Below are 16,960 nucleotides of genomic sequence, written 5' to 3'. Positions count from 1 at the left end.
TTCGTCATGCGAACGTGCCGTCGTGCTCTAACTGTATTGGCTCTCAGCTTCGCACCGCTTGCGGTGTGGGCTGCGGTTCCTGTAACGGATAGCAACTCAGGCTATAACAATAGCGGGAGCAGTTATCCGCCAGCAGGTTATGGCACGAACGGCGCCTATGCGGGGGGAGCGGCTACGTCCGCTCCCTCGGCACAGGGCGAGCTGTTCAACCAGCTGCAACGCATGCAGGATCAATTGGCGCAGCAACAAGGCACCATTGAAGTTCTGCAAAATGAAGTGCGTCAGCTGAAGCAAGAAGGCCTGGAGCGATACCAGGATCTTGATCGTCGTATTGGAGCCGGTGTTGCACCTGCCGCTACTCCTGATAATTCTTCTGCCGGTGGCGCACCCAGTGCCGCTGCCGGTGGCGCCGCAGCGGGGGTCGCTGCTGCCGCCCCTGCTGCGAGCAGCGAGCCGGGTGATCCAGCGAAGGAAAAACTGTATTACGATGCAGCCTTCGACCTGATCAAGGCCAAGGATTTCGATAAAGCCAGCCAGGCTTTTACCGCTTTCCTGCGCAAATACCCTAACAGCCAATACGCGGGCAATGCCCAGTACTGGCTGGGTGAGGTCAACCTGGCAAAGGGTGATTTGCAAGCAGCGGGCCAGGCTTTTGCCAAGGTCAGCCAGCTGTACCCCAAGCATGCCAAGGTTCCGGATTCGCTGTACAAACTCGCTGATGTAGAACGCCGCCTGGGTCATACCGACAAGGTCAAAGGCATTCTGCAGCAGGTGGTTGCCCAGTACCCGGGTACCTCCGCGGCTCAGTTGGCCCAACGGGACCTGCAACGCTTGTAAGCCATGCAGCCCGTTTAGAAGAAACCCGCGCTTGTCGCGGGTTTTTTCGTTAGAATCCACGCCCTTTTATGAAACACGCTTCCTGGGGTTGACGCGTTGGCGCAATCCCTTGAAGTGCCTGACGGAGGCGGACAGCCTGTTTAGCTGTTACGCCCGTGGCGACTATGCAAGACACATTACGTATTACCGAAGTCTTTTACTCGTTGCAGGGTGAAACGCGCACTGCTGGCCTGCCCACCGTATTCGTACGGCTCACCGGCTGCCCATTGCGTTGCCAATACTGCGACAGCGCCTACGCCTTCAGCGGCGGTACCGTGCGCACCCTCGACGACATCCTGGAACAGGTTGCCGGCTACCGGCCGCGCTACGTCTGCGTGACGGGCGGCGAGCCCTTGGCGCAACCCAACGCCATCCCATTGCTCAAGCAACTGTGTGATGCCGGCTACGAGGTCTCACTGGAAACCAGCGGCGCCCTGGACATCTCTGCGGTCGATTCGCGCGTCAGCCGCGTCGTCGACCTCAAGACCCCGGACTCCAAGGAAGTCCACCGCAACCGCTACGAGAACATCGACTTGCTGACGGCCAACGATCAGGTCAAGTTCGTCATCTGTTCTCGCGACGATTACGACTGGGCCACTTCCAAGCTGATCCAGTATGGCCTGGAGCGCCGTGCGGGCGAGGTACTGTTCTCGCCCAGCCACCACGACCTGAATGCGCGGGAGCTGGCCGACTGGGTAGTGGCGGACAACCTGCCGGTGCGCCTGCAATTGCAGCTACACAAGTACCTGTGGAACGACGAGCCAGGGCGCTGATCAGGCGGCTGCGAGAGGCGTTCTACCCACCGAATTACCGTTCAAATGCGTTTTTTCTGATTTATTTAAAATAAGGTGTTGAATAATCCTTAGAAATCAGTATTATACGCGCCACCACACAGCGGGTCGTTAGCTCAGTTGGTAGAGCAGTTGGCTTTTAACCAATTGGTCGTAGGTTCGAATCCCACACGACCCACCATTTTTGGCGGTTTAGAAAATCCGGAAGGCCCACGTAAGTGAGGATTTCCGGGTTTTTTTTTGCCTGTCATTTGGCAGGTCCGAGTCGACGCTGAGTCATCCCTTGCTCAGATTCTGTCGCAGTCCAAAAAGCATTCCTTAAATTCAAATATTCATACGCGGACCGGTGCTGACCGAATAGTCCGGACGTTCGTATGCGCCCTCAATGTGTATCAAACCTGATACCGCTGGTCGGAAACTCACCCGGAACTGCAAACAAAATTCTTTCCTGTTTGTTTATTTTTCTTCTGCGTCAGCTACTTACGAATTTTTTAAGAAATTTCCTAAAGTTTAGTCGGTTTATTGGCGTGAGGGGCGGACGATGTTAGTTTGCCACCCTTCGTAAATTCGATGGATCGAACATGTCTTCCCAACTGCCACGGACTCGGTATTCACTGAGTATTGCCCTGCTTGCCTGCCTCGTTTCCCACAGCGTGATGGCGGCAACCCTCCCGGGTGATCAGGACCTGATCCGTGAACGGCAAAATCGCCTGTTGGAAGATCAGCAGCGGCGCCTGGAACAGCTCAAAGAGCTGCCCGGCAAAGAGGCCAGGCCCGAAGCTCCGGCGGCCCCGGTGGACAGCCGTTGCTTTCCGATCCAGACCATTGAACTGCAAGGTGCCGAGCACCTGCCTGTCACTCAGCGCGCGCGTCTGCTCAAGCCGTACACCAATCAATGCCTGGGCGTTTCACACGGCGTTTTTCAAGGTAGTTGTCGCGTCCACCGTCGCGCTACGCGATTTTTATTACCACGGTCAGTTCCCTTTCAGGGTTCAGATACACCGTTCCGATAGGGTTCCAGTTGCGTGTCTCTCCTGACCATCGTTCCGGTCTTTTCTCTCTGGCCTGCCGGTATATCGCATCTCGACGAGCCAAGATTTCTCGGTCTTTTCCTTCATGACGTTGAGCCGGTGTTACGAAGCGGATCCGGCTATGACGGTGCACGGTGTTGTACCAGGTCATAAAATTCCTCACCCAGATACGCGCATCATCCAGGCTGGTAAACCCCGCCTGTGGCCACTGCGGGCAGTATTTCAGTGTCCTGAACAGTGATTCCGAGTACGGGTTGTCGTTGCTAACCCGTGGTCGACCGCGAGACGGCGTGATGCCCAGGTCATACATCTTGGTCAGTAACGTCACCGATTTCATCGGTGCACCGTTGTCCGAGTGAAGCACCAGCGGCTGGCGCCAACACTTCTCCTGAGTCACGCTTCGTTGCAGCAACGCTGCCGCCTTTTCCCCGCTCTCGGCTTCATAAACTTCCCAGCCCACGGCTTTTCGGCTGTAGATGTCTTCGATCAGATAGAGGTAGTAAAATTTCCCGCGAACCGGGGACGGCAAGTAGGTGATGTCCCATGACCACACCTGATTAGCTGAAGTCGCTGCGTAAGTGGTCGGTGCCTCATGGCGATGCGGTCGCTTGGCTCTAGATCGGTGATGCTGCTGACCTGCCGCATGCAGCACACGATAAAAAGTCGCCTCCGAGGCTACATATCTTCCTTCATCGGCCAATTGCGGCACGATCTGGCTTGGCGGGAGATGCGCATAGGCTTTGCTGTTGCACAGCGTCACGATGCCTTGCCGTTCAAGCTCACTGAGCGCGTTGTTCGGTATCGGCCTAAGCGTCGTCGTGCGTCCATCTGCCAAGAGTTCTTGCGGCAAGCTCCAGCGTTGCAGTGTCCTCAGTGAAATGCCTACCTCCTGACAAGCAGGCGCCCTGCGGGCGCCCGCCAGAATGGCTTCATTAAGCCAATCAACGAGTAAATACCGTTCTGGCAACAAGGTCAGGTGGCCTCGTCGTCGCTCCCCCAGTAGGCATTGAGCTTTTTTCGTAGTACCAGTAAGGCCGCTGTTTCAGCCAGGGCTGCATCTTTGCGGCGCAACTCACGTTCAAGTTCACGGATACGATTTTTATCATCCCGTGACTGTCCGGAGCTTGCAGTTTTCGCGGTTGACTGTTTCGTGCTGCCGGCGATAAAAGCGTTGCGCCAATCGGTTATTTGCTCGGGAAAAATACCTTTTCGTCGGCAGTACTCACCGATTTCCAGTTCCGATAGCGAACCTGTTTCTATGATGATCGCCAGCTTAGATTCGGCTGACCAATTTTCGGCCGGTTGCTTGGCATCGGACAATTGCGTTCCTCTGGCGGCAGCTTGTTTGCGCCAATAATGGAGAGACATATCGCTACAACCTTCGCGCCGAGCGACCTCCGCCGCCGAGAGGCTCAGGGGCGGAAGCATCATTTTCAGCAGCGCAGCTTTACGTTCTTCTGAATAGAAAGGCATGACCATACTCTTGCCGCCCCCGGAATGCTTTTCAAAAAGCGGGGGACACGACAACTACCCTGACACCGGGGGCACAACTCAACGCCTTGCTCAAAGACCTCACCGACTTCTACATCGACAAAGGCCTGGTCACCAGCCGCGCTTACTTGCCCCAGCAAGATATGTCCAAGGGGCATCTTCAAGTGCTGGTGGTGGAAGGCAAGCTTGAAGGCCTGAAGGGCGCCGACAGCAGCAAGTTGTCGGATCGCGAACTGGCCATGGCCTTTCCCGGCAAAAGCGGCGAGATATTGAACCTGCGGGAAATCGAGCAGGCCGTCGATCAGCTCAACCGCTTGCCATCCAACCAAGCCCAAATGGAACTGACCCCAGGCGATGCCGTGGGCGGCAGTTCGGTGCTGGTCAAAAACAACCCGCAGAAGCCCTGGCGCGCCAGCCTGTCGCGCAACAACGATGGCCAGAAAAGCACCGGCGAACAGCAGTGGGGCACCGGCTTTGAATGGGATAGCCCCTTGGGCCTGGCCGACCAACTGATTCTGCGCGGCGGCCATGACGCCGTCAGCGACCACCAGAAAACCTCCAAGAACGCGATGCTCTACTACAACGTGCCGTGGGGCTGGTGGAACTTCAGCTACAGCTATAACCAGAGCGATTACCGTTCGGTTGCCCAAGGCGACGGCTTTGACTTCAAGCAAACCGGCGACAGTGAAAACCACCAACTGCGCGCTGAACGGGTGATCCACCGCGACGCCCTGAGCAAAACCTCGCTCAACGTCGGCCTGTCCCACCTGCGCACCAACAACTACATCGAAGATAGCCGCCTGGCCGTCAGCAGCAATCGGCTCAGCGAGTTGCAGTGGGGCATCAACCACGGTCGGCGAGTTGGCAGTGCGTTTGTCAACGTTGACCTCGGCATGCAGGACGGCATCGGTTTGCTCGATGCCCAGGCGCAACATGAGCGCGATCAGAACGGCAATCGATTGGCCAATTCCCGCTACCGCAAATACACCGCCACCGTCAGCTACCTGCAACCCTTCACGCTGTGGGGCGAGTCGTTCAGTTTCACCAGCCTAGCCACCGGCCAACGCAGTGAAGACGTGCTCTTCAGCCCCCAGCGCATGAGCCTCGGCGGCTCGGCGTCGGTACGCGGCTACAAGGACCAGCAACTGACCGGCGACAGCGGCGGTTACTGGCGCAATGACCTGCGCTGGAGCCGCCCGGTCACGCTCGGTTGGCTGCGCCCGGTGTTCGGTGAGTACGGTGCCAGCGTGGGCTACGACCAGGGCGTGATCCGCAATGGTCGCTACAGCGGCGAGGTGCACGGCCGCGTCTCAAGCAACTCCCTTGAGCTGTTCGCCCGCGGCCAACACGTGAGCACCAGCGTGACCTTTGCCCACTCGCTGGAAAGGCCGGCCGCGCTGCTTGAGCGCGAAGCACCGATCTACTTCCGTATGGATTTCTTCCTGTAATTCAACGCCCAGTTGCAACGAGAATTTGAAATGGATGTTCGCCAATTTGCCTTCCTGGTTCGCCAGCCTTCTGCTGCCCTGAAAAGCCGTGACGCGTTCCTCGGCCTGCCCAAACGTGGCCTGGCACTGATCCTGGCCAACGCCCTTTTCTGGCAACCGCTGCTGGCTCAAGCCGAAGGCATAGTGGTCAGCGCGCCAGGCACCACCGTGGGCGCGGCGGGCAATGGCGTGCCGGTGGTGAACATCGCCACCCCCAATGGCAGTGGCTTGTCCCACAACCAGTTCAAGGACTACAACGTCGGCGCCAACGGCGTAATCCTCAACAACGCCACCGAACGCACTCAATCGACGCAACTGGGCGGCCTCATCCTCGGCAACCCGAACCTGCAAGGCCGCGCCGCCAATATCATCCTCAACGAAGTCAACGGCGGTAGCCCCAGCCAACTGCGCGGCTACACCGAAGTGGCGGGCCAGTCGGCCAAGGTCATCGTCGCCAACCCCTACGGCATCACCTGCAGCGGCTGCGGCTTCATCAACACCCCCAACGTCACCCTGACCACCGGCAAACCAATACTCGATGCAAGCGGCCAACTGCAGCGTTACCAGGTCGATGGCGGCGCCGTCACCATCGACGGCCAGGGCTTGAATGCCGACAACGTCGACCGCTTCGAAATCATTACTCGCTCGGCCAAGATCAATGCGCAGATCAACGCGCGCAACTTGAGCGTGGTTGCCGGTCGTAATGATGTCGATGCTAAAAGCCTGCAAGCCACTGCCCGCGCCGATGACGGCAGTGCCAAGCCGGAGCTGGCGATTGACTCGACGGCGTTGGGCGGGATGTATGCCGGGGCGATCAAACTGGTGGGCACCGAGGCCGGGGTGGGCGTCAAGCTCGACGGTACGTTAATGGCCAGTGGCGGTGATATTCAGCTCGATGCCAATGGACGACTGAGTTTGGCCAATGCCAAAGCCAGCGAAGCGGTGGTGATCAAGGCCGGTCAATTGGACGCTGCTGGGGCTGTGTATGCCGGCACGCGAATCGATGTACAAACCACGGCAGGCCTGAGCAACCAGAAAAGCCTGGCGGCCCGCGACAGCATCACCGTGACCAGCGGTGGGGCGCTGATCAACAGCGGCATCATCGAAGCCGGCGTCAACGCCGATGAAAGCCGCAATGCCAGTGGCGATGTCAGCCTGCACGCGGCGAACCTGAGCAATAGCGCCAGTGTGGTCGCCAGCCGAACCGTCATCGCGACAGCCAACCAAACCTTGAACAATCAAGGCGGTACACTGAGCGGTACCACCGCTGTGATTAACGCCGGTCAACTCGACAACCGCGGCGGTCGTGTACTGGGTACGGACTCGCTCAAGGTCACGGCCACCGGCCTGGATAACCGCACCAACGGTTTGCTGCACAGCGAAAACAGCACCGACGTTACGGTAACCGCTGCGCTGGATAACCAGAGCGGTCGCGTGATCGGCCTGAAAAACCTGACGCTCAACGCAGGCCAACTGACTAACGATAACGGTCTGGTCGCCAGCCAGGCGCAAGCCCATGTATCCGCTGGGCAACTGAGCAACCAAGCGGGTGAAATCTCCGCCAACCAGACCACCGTGGCCGCCACTACCGTGGATAACCGTTCCGGCAAGTTGCTGGGCAGCAACCTCAACGTGACCGCCAGCGGTGCCATCGATAACCGCCTGGGGATTTTCTCTGCCACCAGCCTGCTGACGGTACAGGCGGCCAACCTGGATAACCGCGACAAAGGTTCCATCGCCAGCCAAGGCCTGATGAACCTGACCGTCACCGGGCTGCTGGACAATCGCAATGAAGGCAACCTGGCCAGCCAGGGTGCTCAGCAAATAACCGCCGGGCAATTGAACAACAGCCAGGGCGGGCTGGTATCCAGCAAAGCCACAATGACGCTGCGCGGCGACACCCTGATCAACCAAGGCGGCTTGGTGATTGCTGACGATGCGTTGACCCTCACCGGCGGCGATCTGGATAACAGCCAAGCAGGCGTGATCAGCGCCAAGGCCACTGCACACGTGCAACTGAACCAGTTGAACAACAGCAGCGGCGGCAAGTTGGGCAGCGATGGTGCGCTGACCCTCAACGCCAACCGGCTCGAAAACGGCGCCGGTCGTATCAGCGCCAAGGGCGACTTGCAGGCAACGGTCGGTGTGCTAAATCAACAAGCGGGCGAACTCGTCAGCGACGGTGCCCTGACACTGCGCGGCACCTCGCTGGACAACCGCAACGGCGGCCTTGTCGCGGCCACCCAAGGCGTGGACCTGAGCAGCCAGACCATCCTTAACCAGCAGGGCGAGATCTCCAGCCAGGCCAAGGTGCTGGTAGTTGCCGACCAACTGAACAACACCACCGGCAAAGTCATTGGCGACAGCGGACTGACCCTCACGGTGCAACGCCTACTCAACCAGAGCAAAGGCTTGCTGGCGGGGCGCGAGAGCCTTGTGCTGAGCGGCGCACAACTGGACAACAGCCAAGGTGGCCGCGTTACCAGCCAAAAAGACCTGAGCATCACCCTTACCGGCGCCTTGCTCAACCAAGGGCAGGGCACGCTGCTCAGCGAGGGCGGGTTGGCGGTCAAGGTTGGCACGTTGGACAACAGCCAGGGCGGCATTCTGTCGGCGGCCAATGCGCTGTCGATCACCACGCAGGGCCAACTGAACAATCAGGCCGGCAAATTGCTGGCCGATGGCTCGGCCACGTTGGTGAGTGCTGCGCTGAACAACAGTAAAGGCGGCGTGATCAGCGCCAAGCAACAGGTTGATGTACGCAGTGCCGGCTTGGACAATAGCCAGCGTGGCAGTATCAGCAGTGATGCTGGTATCACCCTCAACGCAGGGCAACTGGACAACAGCCAACAAGGTTCGATCTTCGCTAAGTCCACGGTCAAGGCAACCCTGAATGGGCTGGACCAACATGACCGTGGTGAGCTGGTCAGCAATACCGGCATCGAACTGGACTTGAACCATGGGCAACTGATCAACCGTGACCACGGCCTGATCGCAACACCGGGTCAACTACTACTGAACAACCTGGGCAGCGTCGACAACAGCCAGGGCGGTGAAATCTCCAGCACCCAGTCATTCCTGCTGATGGCCGATGCGCTGAATAACCGCGGCGGCAAAGTCATCAGTGGCGACAGCCTGCAGGTACGTATTGCCAAAGCGCTGGATAACAGCGTGGAAGGTGTACTGTCCGCCAAGAGCGTTCTGCAAGTGGCAGCCGAAAGCCTGGACAACCAGGCCGGTGGCGCACTCGCCAGCCAGGGCACGCTGGACCTGAAGGTCACCGGCGCACTGGACAACCATAACCAAGGGCTTATTTCCGCTGCCACAGCCTTGACCACTAACGCAGGCTCGTTGGACACCAGCGACAAGGGCCGCCTCTCGGCGGGCACGCACCAGGCCCTCAACACCGGCGCGCTGGATAACCACCAAGGCGGACGAATCGTCAGCGACGGTAGCCAGACAGTCACTGCCGCCAATGTGGATAACCGCACGGGTGTGATCGGCAGCCAACAGGCGCTGAACCTGACCACTGCCAACCTCGATAACACTGCCGGGTTGATCAATAGCCAGGCGGACCTGACCCTGACCGGGCAAACAGTCGACTCAAGCCAGGATGGGGAAATCTCAGCCAAAGGTGATTTGACGCTCATCGTCCAACAGCTGATCCAGCGCCAGGGCCGCTTGATCGGCGAGCGCGCCGTAACCCTCGACCTGCAAGGCGGGAACCTCGATAACAGCGCAGGCTTGATCAGCGCCAGAGGCCCACTGACGTTCGCACGCCTGGCCAACCTGACCAACCGCGAACAAGGCGAAATCTCCAGCCAGACTGCGTTCACCGTGGCCGCCAAACGCATCGATAACGGCGATCGCGGCGTCATCCTCAGTGCCGATCAATTGCGCCTTGAAGCAGATGCTGTGGTCAACGCCAACAAGGGCTTGATCTCCGGCTGGAATGGTTTGACGGTGGTCGGCGACAGCCTGGACAACAGCGGCGAAGGCACGTTGTCGAGCAAGAGCGGCACCCTGCACACCGACCTCACAGGTGTATTGGATAACCACGCAGCGGGTGCTCTGGTCAGCCAGGGCAAACAAACCCTCATCGCGGGCAGCCTGAACAATGATCAAGGGATCATCTCCGGCCAGGCTGATGTCAGCCTCAACGTGGCCGGCCGCTTGGAAAACAGCAACAACGGCTTGATCTCCGCAGCCCAGCACTTGGACTTCAATAACGCTCAGAGCCACATGCTCAACCGTGGTGGTCGGATCAACGCTGCCAGCCTCTCACTGCTCGGTGAAAGCCTGGACAACAGCGGCGGTCAACTGATCAGCCAGGGCACCTTGGAAGGCACCCTCAGTGGTGCGCTGATCAACGCCAACAACGCCCGCCTGGCCAGTGGCGCAGCCCTGTTGCTGAACGCCGCCAGCCTGGACAACCGAGGCGGTCAACTGGTCAGCCAGGACCGCCTTGACCTCACCCTCGCCAAGGGCGACCTGGATAACAGCGCCAAAGGCACACTCGCCAGCCAGAAAGACCTGGTGATCAAGCTGTTGGCCGGTGACGTTCACAACCAGCAAGACGGCCTGATGTTTAGCCAGAAGGGCAAGCTCGACCTTACCGCCCGCACCCTCACCAACTATCAAGGCACGCTGCAAAGCCAGACCGATAACCGCCTGCGCCTCAGTGGCGCTCTGAATAACCAGGGCGGTCGCGTCGACAGCCTCAGTGGCAACCTGGACCTGGAAACGGCCAGCGTCGCCAATACCGCAGGTGGCATCCTCAACAGCAGCAAAGGCTGGATCAAGCTGGTCACTGGGCTGTTCAACAACGGCAGCGGCATCACCCAGGCGCAGTCGTTGAACATCGAAGCCAAAGGCGGGCTGCTCAACCAACTGGGGCATCTGTCGGCCCTTGGCGGCGACAGCCAGATTGTCACCACTACCCTGAATAACCAGGGCGGCGGTGTGTATGCCGACACCTTGCTTAAAGTCACCGCCCAGGACTTCGACAACCAGGGCACAGCGGCCAACAACGGTGGCAAGGTCGGTGCGCGCACCATTGACTTCGGCCTCACCGGCACCCTGAGCAACCGCAATGGCCTGATCGAAAGCGACGACACCCTGAGCCTCGTCGCGCAGACCATCGACAACGTCAGCGGCAACCTGCGCGCCATGGGCCGGGTTGGCACCACTGATATTCGCACCACGGGCCTGTTCGATAACCGCTTCGGCGCGCTGGAAAGCGCCAACGAAACCCTCAACCTGCAAGCGGCCAGCCTGGATAACAACGGCGGGCGTATCGTCCACACTGGCGGCGGTAAATTCGACCTCACGTCCGATCAAGTCACCCGCGCCGGCGGCAGCTTCGTCACCAACGGCCAACTGGACATCAAGGCTGCCAGCTGGACCAACAGCAGCGTGATCCAGGCCGGGCGCCTGAACCTCGACATCGGCCAATTCACCCAGACCGCCAGCGGCCAGTTACTCGGTGCGCAAAGCCTGACCGGCATCGGCGACACCTGGACCAACGACGGCCTGCTGGCCAGTGACGGTACTCTCAAACTGACCCTTACAGGCGGTTACAGCGGTAACGGGCGGGTCAGCAGCCTGGGCGATATGACCCTCGCGGCGGCCAACCTGGACCTGGGCGAGAATGGTCGTATTGCCGGTGGCGCGCTTACTCAAATCACGAGCACCAACGTCCTGAACAACCGTGGTCGCCTGACGTCCGTAGGTGATCTGACAGTCAACGCCGCCACCTTGAACAACTACGGCACCCTGGGCGGCTCCGAGAGCGTGCGCCTTAACGCCACCCATCTGCTCAACGAAAAAGGCCTTCTGTTCAGCGGCAAGGACATGACCCTGCGGGTCAACGACTTCAGTAACCGCTTTGGTGATGTCTACAGCCTGGGCGGTCTCGACATCGCCCGCGACGATGCCAATGGGCGCAGTGCGCTGATCGAAAACGTCTCCGGTACGCTGGAGAGCGACGGCAATATGCGTTTGCTGGCCGATACCCTGAGCAACCGGCGCGACCAGTTCACCACCGAAAAAAGCCTGGTTTCCGGGAGCATCAGTGTCTACGGCAACGACTACTGCAAAGGCAAGGGCTGCGAGCTGAAGTTCAGCGGCGTCGAAACCTATGAGGACGTCATCAAAGGCAGCTCCGCCTCCGCATTCATCAATGCCGGTGGCGACCTGACGGTGGGCAGCCAGACCTTCGATAACCTCTACAGCTCGGTATCGGCCGCTAAAAACATCCTGATCAACACCGACGTGCTGAACAACACCGGCGCTGCCGGCGGTGAGCAGCGTAATTTCGGTTACGCCTACTACACGCGTAACCGGTCGGCTTACTCATTGCTGATGAGCGAAGTCGAACAGTTCAACCGTAGCAACGATCCCAGCTCAAGTGACTATAAGCCGGGTCAGTACACGTTCGACCAGTTCATTGAGAAGACGAGGTTCTCGGATACCTACTTCACATCACCTATCGACTACACCGTACCCACCTCTGGCAGCGTGATCGCCCAAGCGGTGATCCAGGCAGCCGGATCGATCACCGTTAACGCAACCAAAGAAATCAACAACAGCGTCATCCGCCCGAATGCCACCAACATCGACACCCCCGCGGCCAACCGCAACACCAACTCGGATGTATTTGCCTCCACGGTAAAACCGGCGATCACCGCGCAACTACCGCCAGACCTGGCCCAACGTCAGGTCAACCCAGTGACCTTGCCGGGCTTCAGCCTGCCAACGGGTGAGAACGGTCTATTCCGTCTCAGCGGCCAGGCCGCGAAGGCCGGTGCAGCGGGTAAAGCGGATACCGCTACCGGTGACTTCAATGTCAACGGACGTGTCATCACCGCCGCCGACCGCGAAAAAAACCTCGACTACACCGCCGTGCAAGAACGCGGTTTCAGCCTCGACGGCCAGCCCGTCAGCGGTGCAGTCAACGGCCAGGGCCCGCTGGCGTTGGACAACCGCGCGCCCTCCGTCACCCGCGTTCAAGGAATGCCGGACATTACCCCGGTAGACAACAGCCACAAATACCTGATCGAAACCAACCCGGCGCTCACCGACCTCAAGCAGTTCATGAGCTCCGACTACCTGCTCGGCAAACTGGGCTACAACCCCGACACCAGCTGGAAGCGCCTGGGCGACGGCCTGTACGAGCAGCGCCTGATCCGCGAAGCCGTGGTGGCCCGCACCGGCCAACGCTACATCAACGGCCTCGCCAGCGACGACGCACTGTTCCGCTACCTGATGGACAACGCCATCTCGTACAAGGACTCGCTCAACCTGCAACTGGGCGTATCCCTCACCGCCGAGCAAGTCGCGGCGCTGACCCACGACATCGTGTGGATGGAAGAAGCCGAGGTCAACGGCCAGAAAGTCCTCACCCCCGTGCTCTACCTGGCCCAGGCCAACAACCGCCTGGCCCCCAACGGCGCGCTGATCCAGGGCCAGGACGTGAGCCTGATCAGCGGCGGCGACCTGCGCAACAGCGGCACCCTGCGCGCCACCAACAACCTGAACATGGTGGCCGGCAACATCGACAACAGCGGCCTGATGCAAGCCGGCAACCGCCTGGAAATGCTCGCCACCGACTCGATCCGCAACACCCGTGGCGGCATCATCAATGGCCGCGACATCAGCGCCACCGCCGTGACCGGCGACATCATCAACGAACGCACCGTCACCACCTTCAAACAGGACGGCCAGGGCTACCAACTGCGCAACGACGTGGCCAGCGAAGCCTCACGCTTCGAAGCCACCGACACGCTCAAGCTGAACGCCGGCCGCGACGTGCTCAACCTCGGCAGCAACCTCAAGGCCGGTGGCAACGCCAGTGTCACCGCCGGGCGTGACGTACTGATCGCCAGCCAGACCGAACAGGACGACTACGCCTACCAACGACGCCGCATCAGCGGCACCGAGCAAACCATCCTGCAACACACCTCTGCCGTGGACGTGGGCGGCAACCTCGCCATCGACGCCCGGCGCGACATCGCCGTGGTCGCCAGCACCGTCAGCTCCGCCAAAGACCTCAGCGTCAAAGCCGGCGAAAACCTGACCCTGGCTGCTGCCGCCAACGAACAACACGACTACTCCAAAGGCAAAAAAGGCGGCACCAAAACCACCACTCAACTGGACGACGTCACCCAACAAAGCGCCGAACTCAAAGCCGGCGGCGACCTGATCGCCATTGCCGGCACCGACCTCACGCTAGTCGCCAGCAAAATCAGCGCGGGCAACGAAGCCTATGTGCATGCGGATAACGAACTGCAAATGCTGGCGGCGCAAGACAGCCACTACTCGCTGTATGACATGAGCAAGAAGGGCAGTTGGGGCAGCAAGAAGACTCAGCGTGATGAAGTGACCGATGTGAAGAACATCGGGAGCGAAATCAAGACTGGGGGTGATTTGACGCTGGAGAGTGATGGGGATCAGAAGTACCAGGCGGCGAAGCTTGAGAGTGGGGGGGATATTGCGATTGTCAGCGGTGGGGCGGTGACGTTTGAGGCAGTGAAGGATCTGCATGACGAGAGCCACACCAAGAGCAAGGGCGACCTCGCCTGGACCAGCTCCAAGGGCAAGGGGAATACCGACGAGACGTTACGCCAAACGCAGATGATTGCAGAAGGCAGCGTCGTGATTAAAGCCGTCGATGGCTTGAAAATTGACATCAAGCAGATCGATCAAAATACGGTTAGCCAGACGATTGATGTGATGGTCAAAGCCGACCCGCAACTGGCCTGGCTAAAAGAGGCCGAGCAGCGTGGGGACGTGGATTGGCGCCAGGTTAAAGAACTGCACGACAGTTTCAAATACAGCAATTCAGGCTTGGGCGCCGGCGCGCAAATCATCATTGCGATCATCGTTACGTACTTCACGATGGGGGCCGCCAGCGGTGCAATTGCCGCAGCGGGTTCGGGGACATCGATGGCGAGTGCCACGGCTGTTGGGACTGCGGCCACGTCTGCCGGATGGGCCAATGCTGCGGGCCGTGCTTGCTGGCATGGCGAGTAACGGTGCGATCAGCGCCATCAATAACCGTGGAAACCTGAGCACCGTCTTAAAGGATGTCACTTCCAGCGACGCGATGAAAGGCTACGTGGTGTCCGGCGTCACTGCGGGCTTGACTGCAGGTGTCTATGACAAATGGACCGGCACTCAGACAGGTACTTCCACTGCACTCCCCAACTCAGGTGCAGTTGCCACCGTAAGTCCGTTGAGCACTTGGCAAGGCGTGGGGCAGTTCACGGCCAACCAAGTACTGCAAAACGGAACATCACTATTGGTGGATCGGGCGCTCGGGGGCGAAGCCCGTCTTGGCGACGCGTTGCAGAGTAGTTTGGCTAACGCATTTGCGGCTTATGGATTCAACCTGGTCGGGGATATTTCCAAGAACCGGTTTGCAGAAGGTGGCATTACCAAGATTGGGCTACATGCCTTGATGGGCGGGTTGGCAGCTGAGGCTTCTGGAGGAGATTTCCGCACAGGCGCTCTGGCAGCGGGTGTGAATGAGGCATTGCTGGATAGCCTTGCCAAGAATTACGCCGACATGCCCGATGACCAGAAGAAAGGTTTGCTGGTCATGAACTCGCAGTTGCTTGGTGTGCTTGCGGCATCGGTACAGAGCAATGCGGATGCGGAAAGCCTGCAAACTGGGGCGTGGGTGGCAAAGAATGCCACGCAATACAACTACCTGGGCGATCATCAAAAGGCTCAGAGAGCGAAAGAGCTGGAAGAAAGCAAAGATTCACTGGAAACACTCAGGATCAATACGAAGTGGGAATTGATCGACGCCGGGCAGGACGCCAGCTTTGCGGGTGGGGCAGTGGTTGGGGTGCCGGAAGGGCTACTGGATACGGTCAAGGGTATCTTGGAAGTTGCCGTCAGTCCGATAGAGACGTATCAGGCGTTGAGATCAGTGCTTGAAAGCGGGGATGTGCTGGGTAATGTCTCGGACGCGGTGAAGCAGTCCTACATCGCACGAATTGACAATCTGGAAGCGGAGTATGAAAGAGCTGGGGCGGGTGGATCTTTTAACGCAGGGCGTGAAACCGGGAAGCTGATAAGCGACGTGGTGGCGCTTGGGACGGGGGTTGGGGGAGCGCTAAAAAGCGGGGCCTTGCTCGTCGAAAAGGTCACTGCTAAGGTTGTTAAGGTGGAGTTGACGGGGGCAAAAGCTACTGGTACGGCTGGGAAGGAGATTCCCGCGACCTCTCCGATAGCCAAAGAGGGGTTGAAAAACGACCTTGCTGCCCAAGCTGGCATACCTCGCGATATTGTTGGTAAGCCTTCTAGTATTTGGGGGAAGTCAATAGATGATGTTAAGCAGTCGCTGGTCCTTGATGGTGCGACCGTTATACCAAAACCAGCACTATCTGGTACTTCAGGCAAAGCACAAGCTTATACAGTAGAGGGCCACGCATCTGTCAAAGAGGTTCAATATCATCCGGGTGGTGGAACACACGGGTCTGGCGACTACTACAAGCTGGGGCTTAAGGACGGTACGGAAATACGAGTTATTGATCCGTCTATAAGATTTTCACCGGGCACTATTACAAAGAATCAAAAATATTTTGATCCTAATGGCGTCAGATTGAAGTATGAGGGTGGTCAGTGGAAACCTTGGGAGTAATACAGTGAGTACCTATTGTCCAGACCTGGATGCGAGCCTTATTCCTGGGGTAAGTGCGGCAGGTTTCGAGCTTGGAGAATCTATCTCTACGGTTGTGAAGAAAATCGGAGCAGTGAGTTGGTACGAGTCCGATTCATCGGTAGATAATGTGCTTGCTCAAAATAGTTCTTGGGTCGGGTTGAGGTTGAAGTGTGGTTCAGCTATTGAGCTGGATGAAACGGTTTTCTCGTATGTTTATTTGAATGAAACTATATCTTTGTATTTTGAAGGGGGGGGCAGGCTTTATAGAGTGGCTGTTGGCAAAGGATATCGAGGAAGCTTTAATGGGATAAAGCCAGGGGATGATTTACGGCCTCCTGATGGCGGGTTTGATATTTTATTCAATGATATGGATGATGATTTTCTTCTTGTGAAAGATGAGAAAATATTGGAGGGGATTAGCTTTGTAACAGACTACAGGGCATCTTTGGAGCATGCCCCAGAGCAAGCCATTCAATTCATATCCATACATAACTGGTCACTTCGATAGCTATTTTTTGGCAGAAAAGGGGACAGATTTGAATGGCACTTACTGTCTAGTCCTGAAATAGGTTTACATCTTTTGATCTGTTTTTAAGGAGTACGTAATGGAAT

At 58.4% G+C, this 16,960-nt stretch carries 6 protein-coding genes, 1 tRNA gene and 2 pseudogenes; 8 read left to right on the top strand and 1 reads right to left on the bottom strand.

Annotated elements, in window-relative coordinates; all coding sequences use genetic code 11:
- Window positions 1–6: 6 nt before the first annotated feature.
- The 4 genes and pseudogenes from ybgF to N2A98_RS20935 form a co-directional block, all read left to right on the top strand.
- Window positions 7–837 carry a tol-pal system protein YbgF gene (gene ybgF, locus N2A98_RS20950; protein ID WP_032895511.1) on the top strand — a complete coding sequence of 277 codons (831 nt, stop codon included), beginning with the start codon at window positions 7–9 and terminating at the stop codon, window positions 835–837.
- Window positions 838–1,001: 164 nt separating this feature from the next.
- Window positions 1,002–1,649, top strand: a complete 648-nt coding sequence (gene queE / locus N2A98_RS20945) for a 7-carboxy-7-deazaguanine synthase QueE (RefSeq protein ID WP_044267830.1) — start codon at window positions 1,002–1,004, stop codon at window positions 1,647–1,649.
- Window positions 1,650–1,772: 123 nt separating this feature from the next.
- A tRNA-Lys gene (locus N2A98_RS20940) sits at window positions 1,773–1,848 on the top strand.
- Between the two features lie 400 nt (window positions 1,849–2,248).
- A pseudogene (locus N2A98_RS20935) lies at window positions 2,249–2,578 on the top strand (ShlB/FhaC/HecB family hemolysin secretion/activation protein); the annotation flags it as partial.
- 40 nt (window positions 2,579–2,618) lie between these two features.
- On the opposite strand, the gene N2A98_RS20930 reads toward N2A98_RS20935, so the two are convergent.
- A protein-coding gene (locus tag N2A98_RS20930) for an IS3 family transposase (RefSeq protein ID WP_193791350.1) occupies window positions 2,619–4,171 on the bottom strand; the annotation gives its coding sequence in 2 pieces (ribosomal slippage) (window positions 2,619–3,709 and window positions 3,709–4,171; 1,554 coding nt in all).
- A 71-nt stretch (window positions 4,172–4,242) separates the two neighbouring features.
- Between N2A98_RS20930 and N2A98_RS20925 the strand changes: the two are divergent.
- The 4 genes and pseudogenes from N2A98_RS20925 to N2A98_RS20915 form a co-directional block, all read left to right on the top strand.
- Window positions 4,243–5,637, top strand: a pseudogene (locus N2A98_RS20925) (ShlB/FhaC/HecB family hemolysin secretion/activation protein); the annotation flags it as partial.
- Between the two features lie 30 nt (window positions 5,638–5,667).
- Window positions 5,668–14,709, top strand: coding sequence for a filamentous hemagglutinin N-terminal domain-containing protein (locus N2A98_RS20920; protein ID WP_345774694.1), 9,042 nt, complete (start codon window positions 5,668–5,670; stop codon window positions 14,707–14,709).
- The gene (locus N2A98_RS27190; protein WP_345774693.1) at window positions 14,675–16,327 is read left to right on the top strand and encodes a DUF637 domain-containing protein; all 1,653 of its coding nucleotides are present in this window, start codon (window positions 14,675–14,677) and stop codon (window positions 16,325–16,327) included. Before N2A98_RS20920 ends, N2A98_RS27190 begins: the two co-directional genes overlap by 35 nt.
- Window positions 16,328–16,331: 4 nt before the next feature.
- The gene (locus tag N2A98_RS20915; protein WP_152641087.1) at window positions 16,332–16,856 is read left to right on the top strand and encodes a hypothetical protein; all 525 of its coding nucleotides are present in this window, start codon (window positions 16,332–16,334) and stop codon (window positions 16,854–16,856) included.
- Window positions 16,857–16,960 lie beyond the last annotated feature (104 nt).

Source organism: Pseudomonas sp. FJ2-5-13, from assembly GCF_029201605.1.
GTDB lineage: Bacteria > Pseudomonadota > Gammaproteobacteria > Pseudomonadales > Pseudomonadaceae > Aquipseudomonas > Aquipseudomonas lactis.
The sequence above is the reverse complement of the archived record's forward strand: the minus strand, read 5'-3'. Positions and strand labels throughout refer to the sequence as shown.

Coding starts and splice junctions, on each gene's coding strand:
- ybgF (WP_032895511.1), top strand. CDS start 7: ATGCGAACGTGCCGTCGTGCTCTAACTGTATTGGCTCTCAGCTTCGCA.
- queE (WP_044267830.1), top strand. CDS start 1,002: ATGCAAGACACATTACGTATTACCGAAGTCTTTTACTCGTTGCAGGGT.
- N2A98_RS20920 (WP_345774694.1), top strand. CDS start 5,668: ATGGATGTTCGCCAATTTGCCTTCCTGGTTCGCCAGCCTTCTGCTGCC.
- N2A98_RS27190 (WP_345774693.1), top strand. CDS start 14,675: ATGCTGCGGGCCGTGCTTGCTGGCATGGCGAGTAACGGTGCGATCAGC.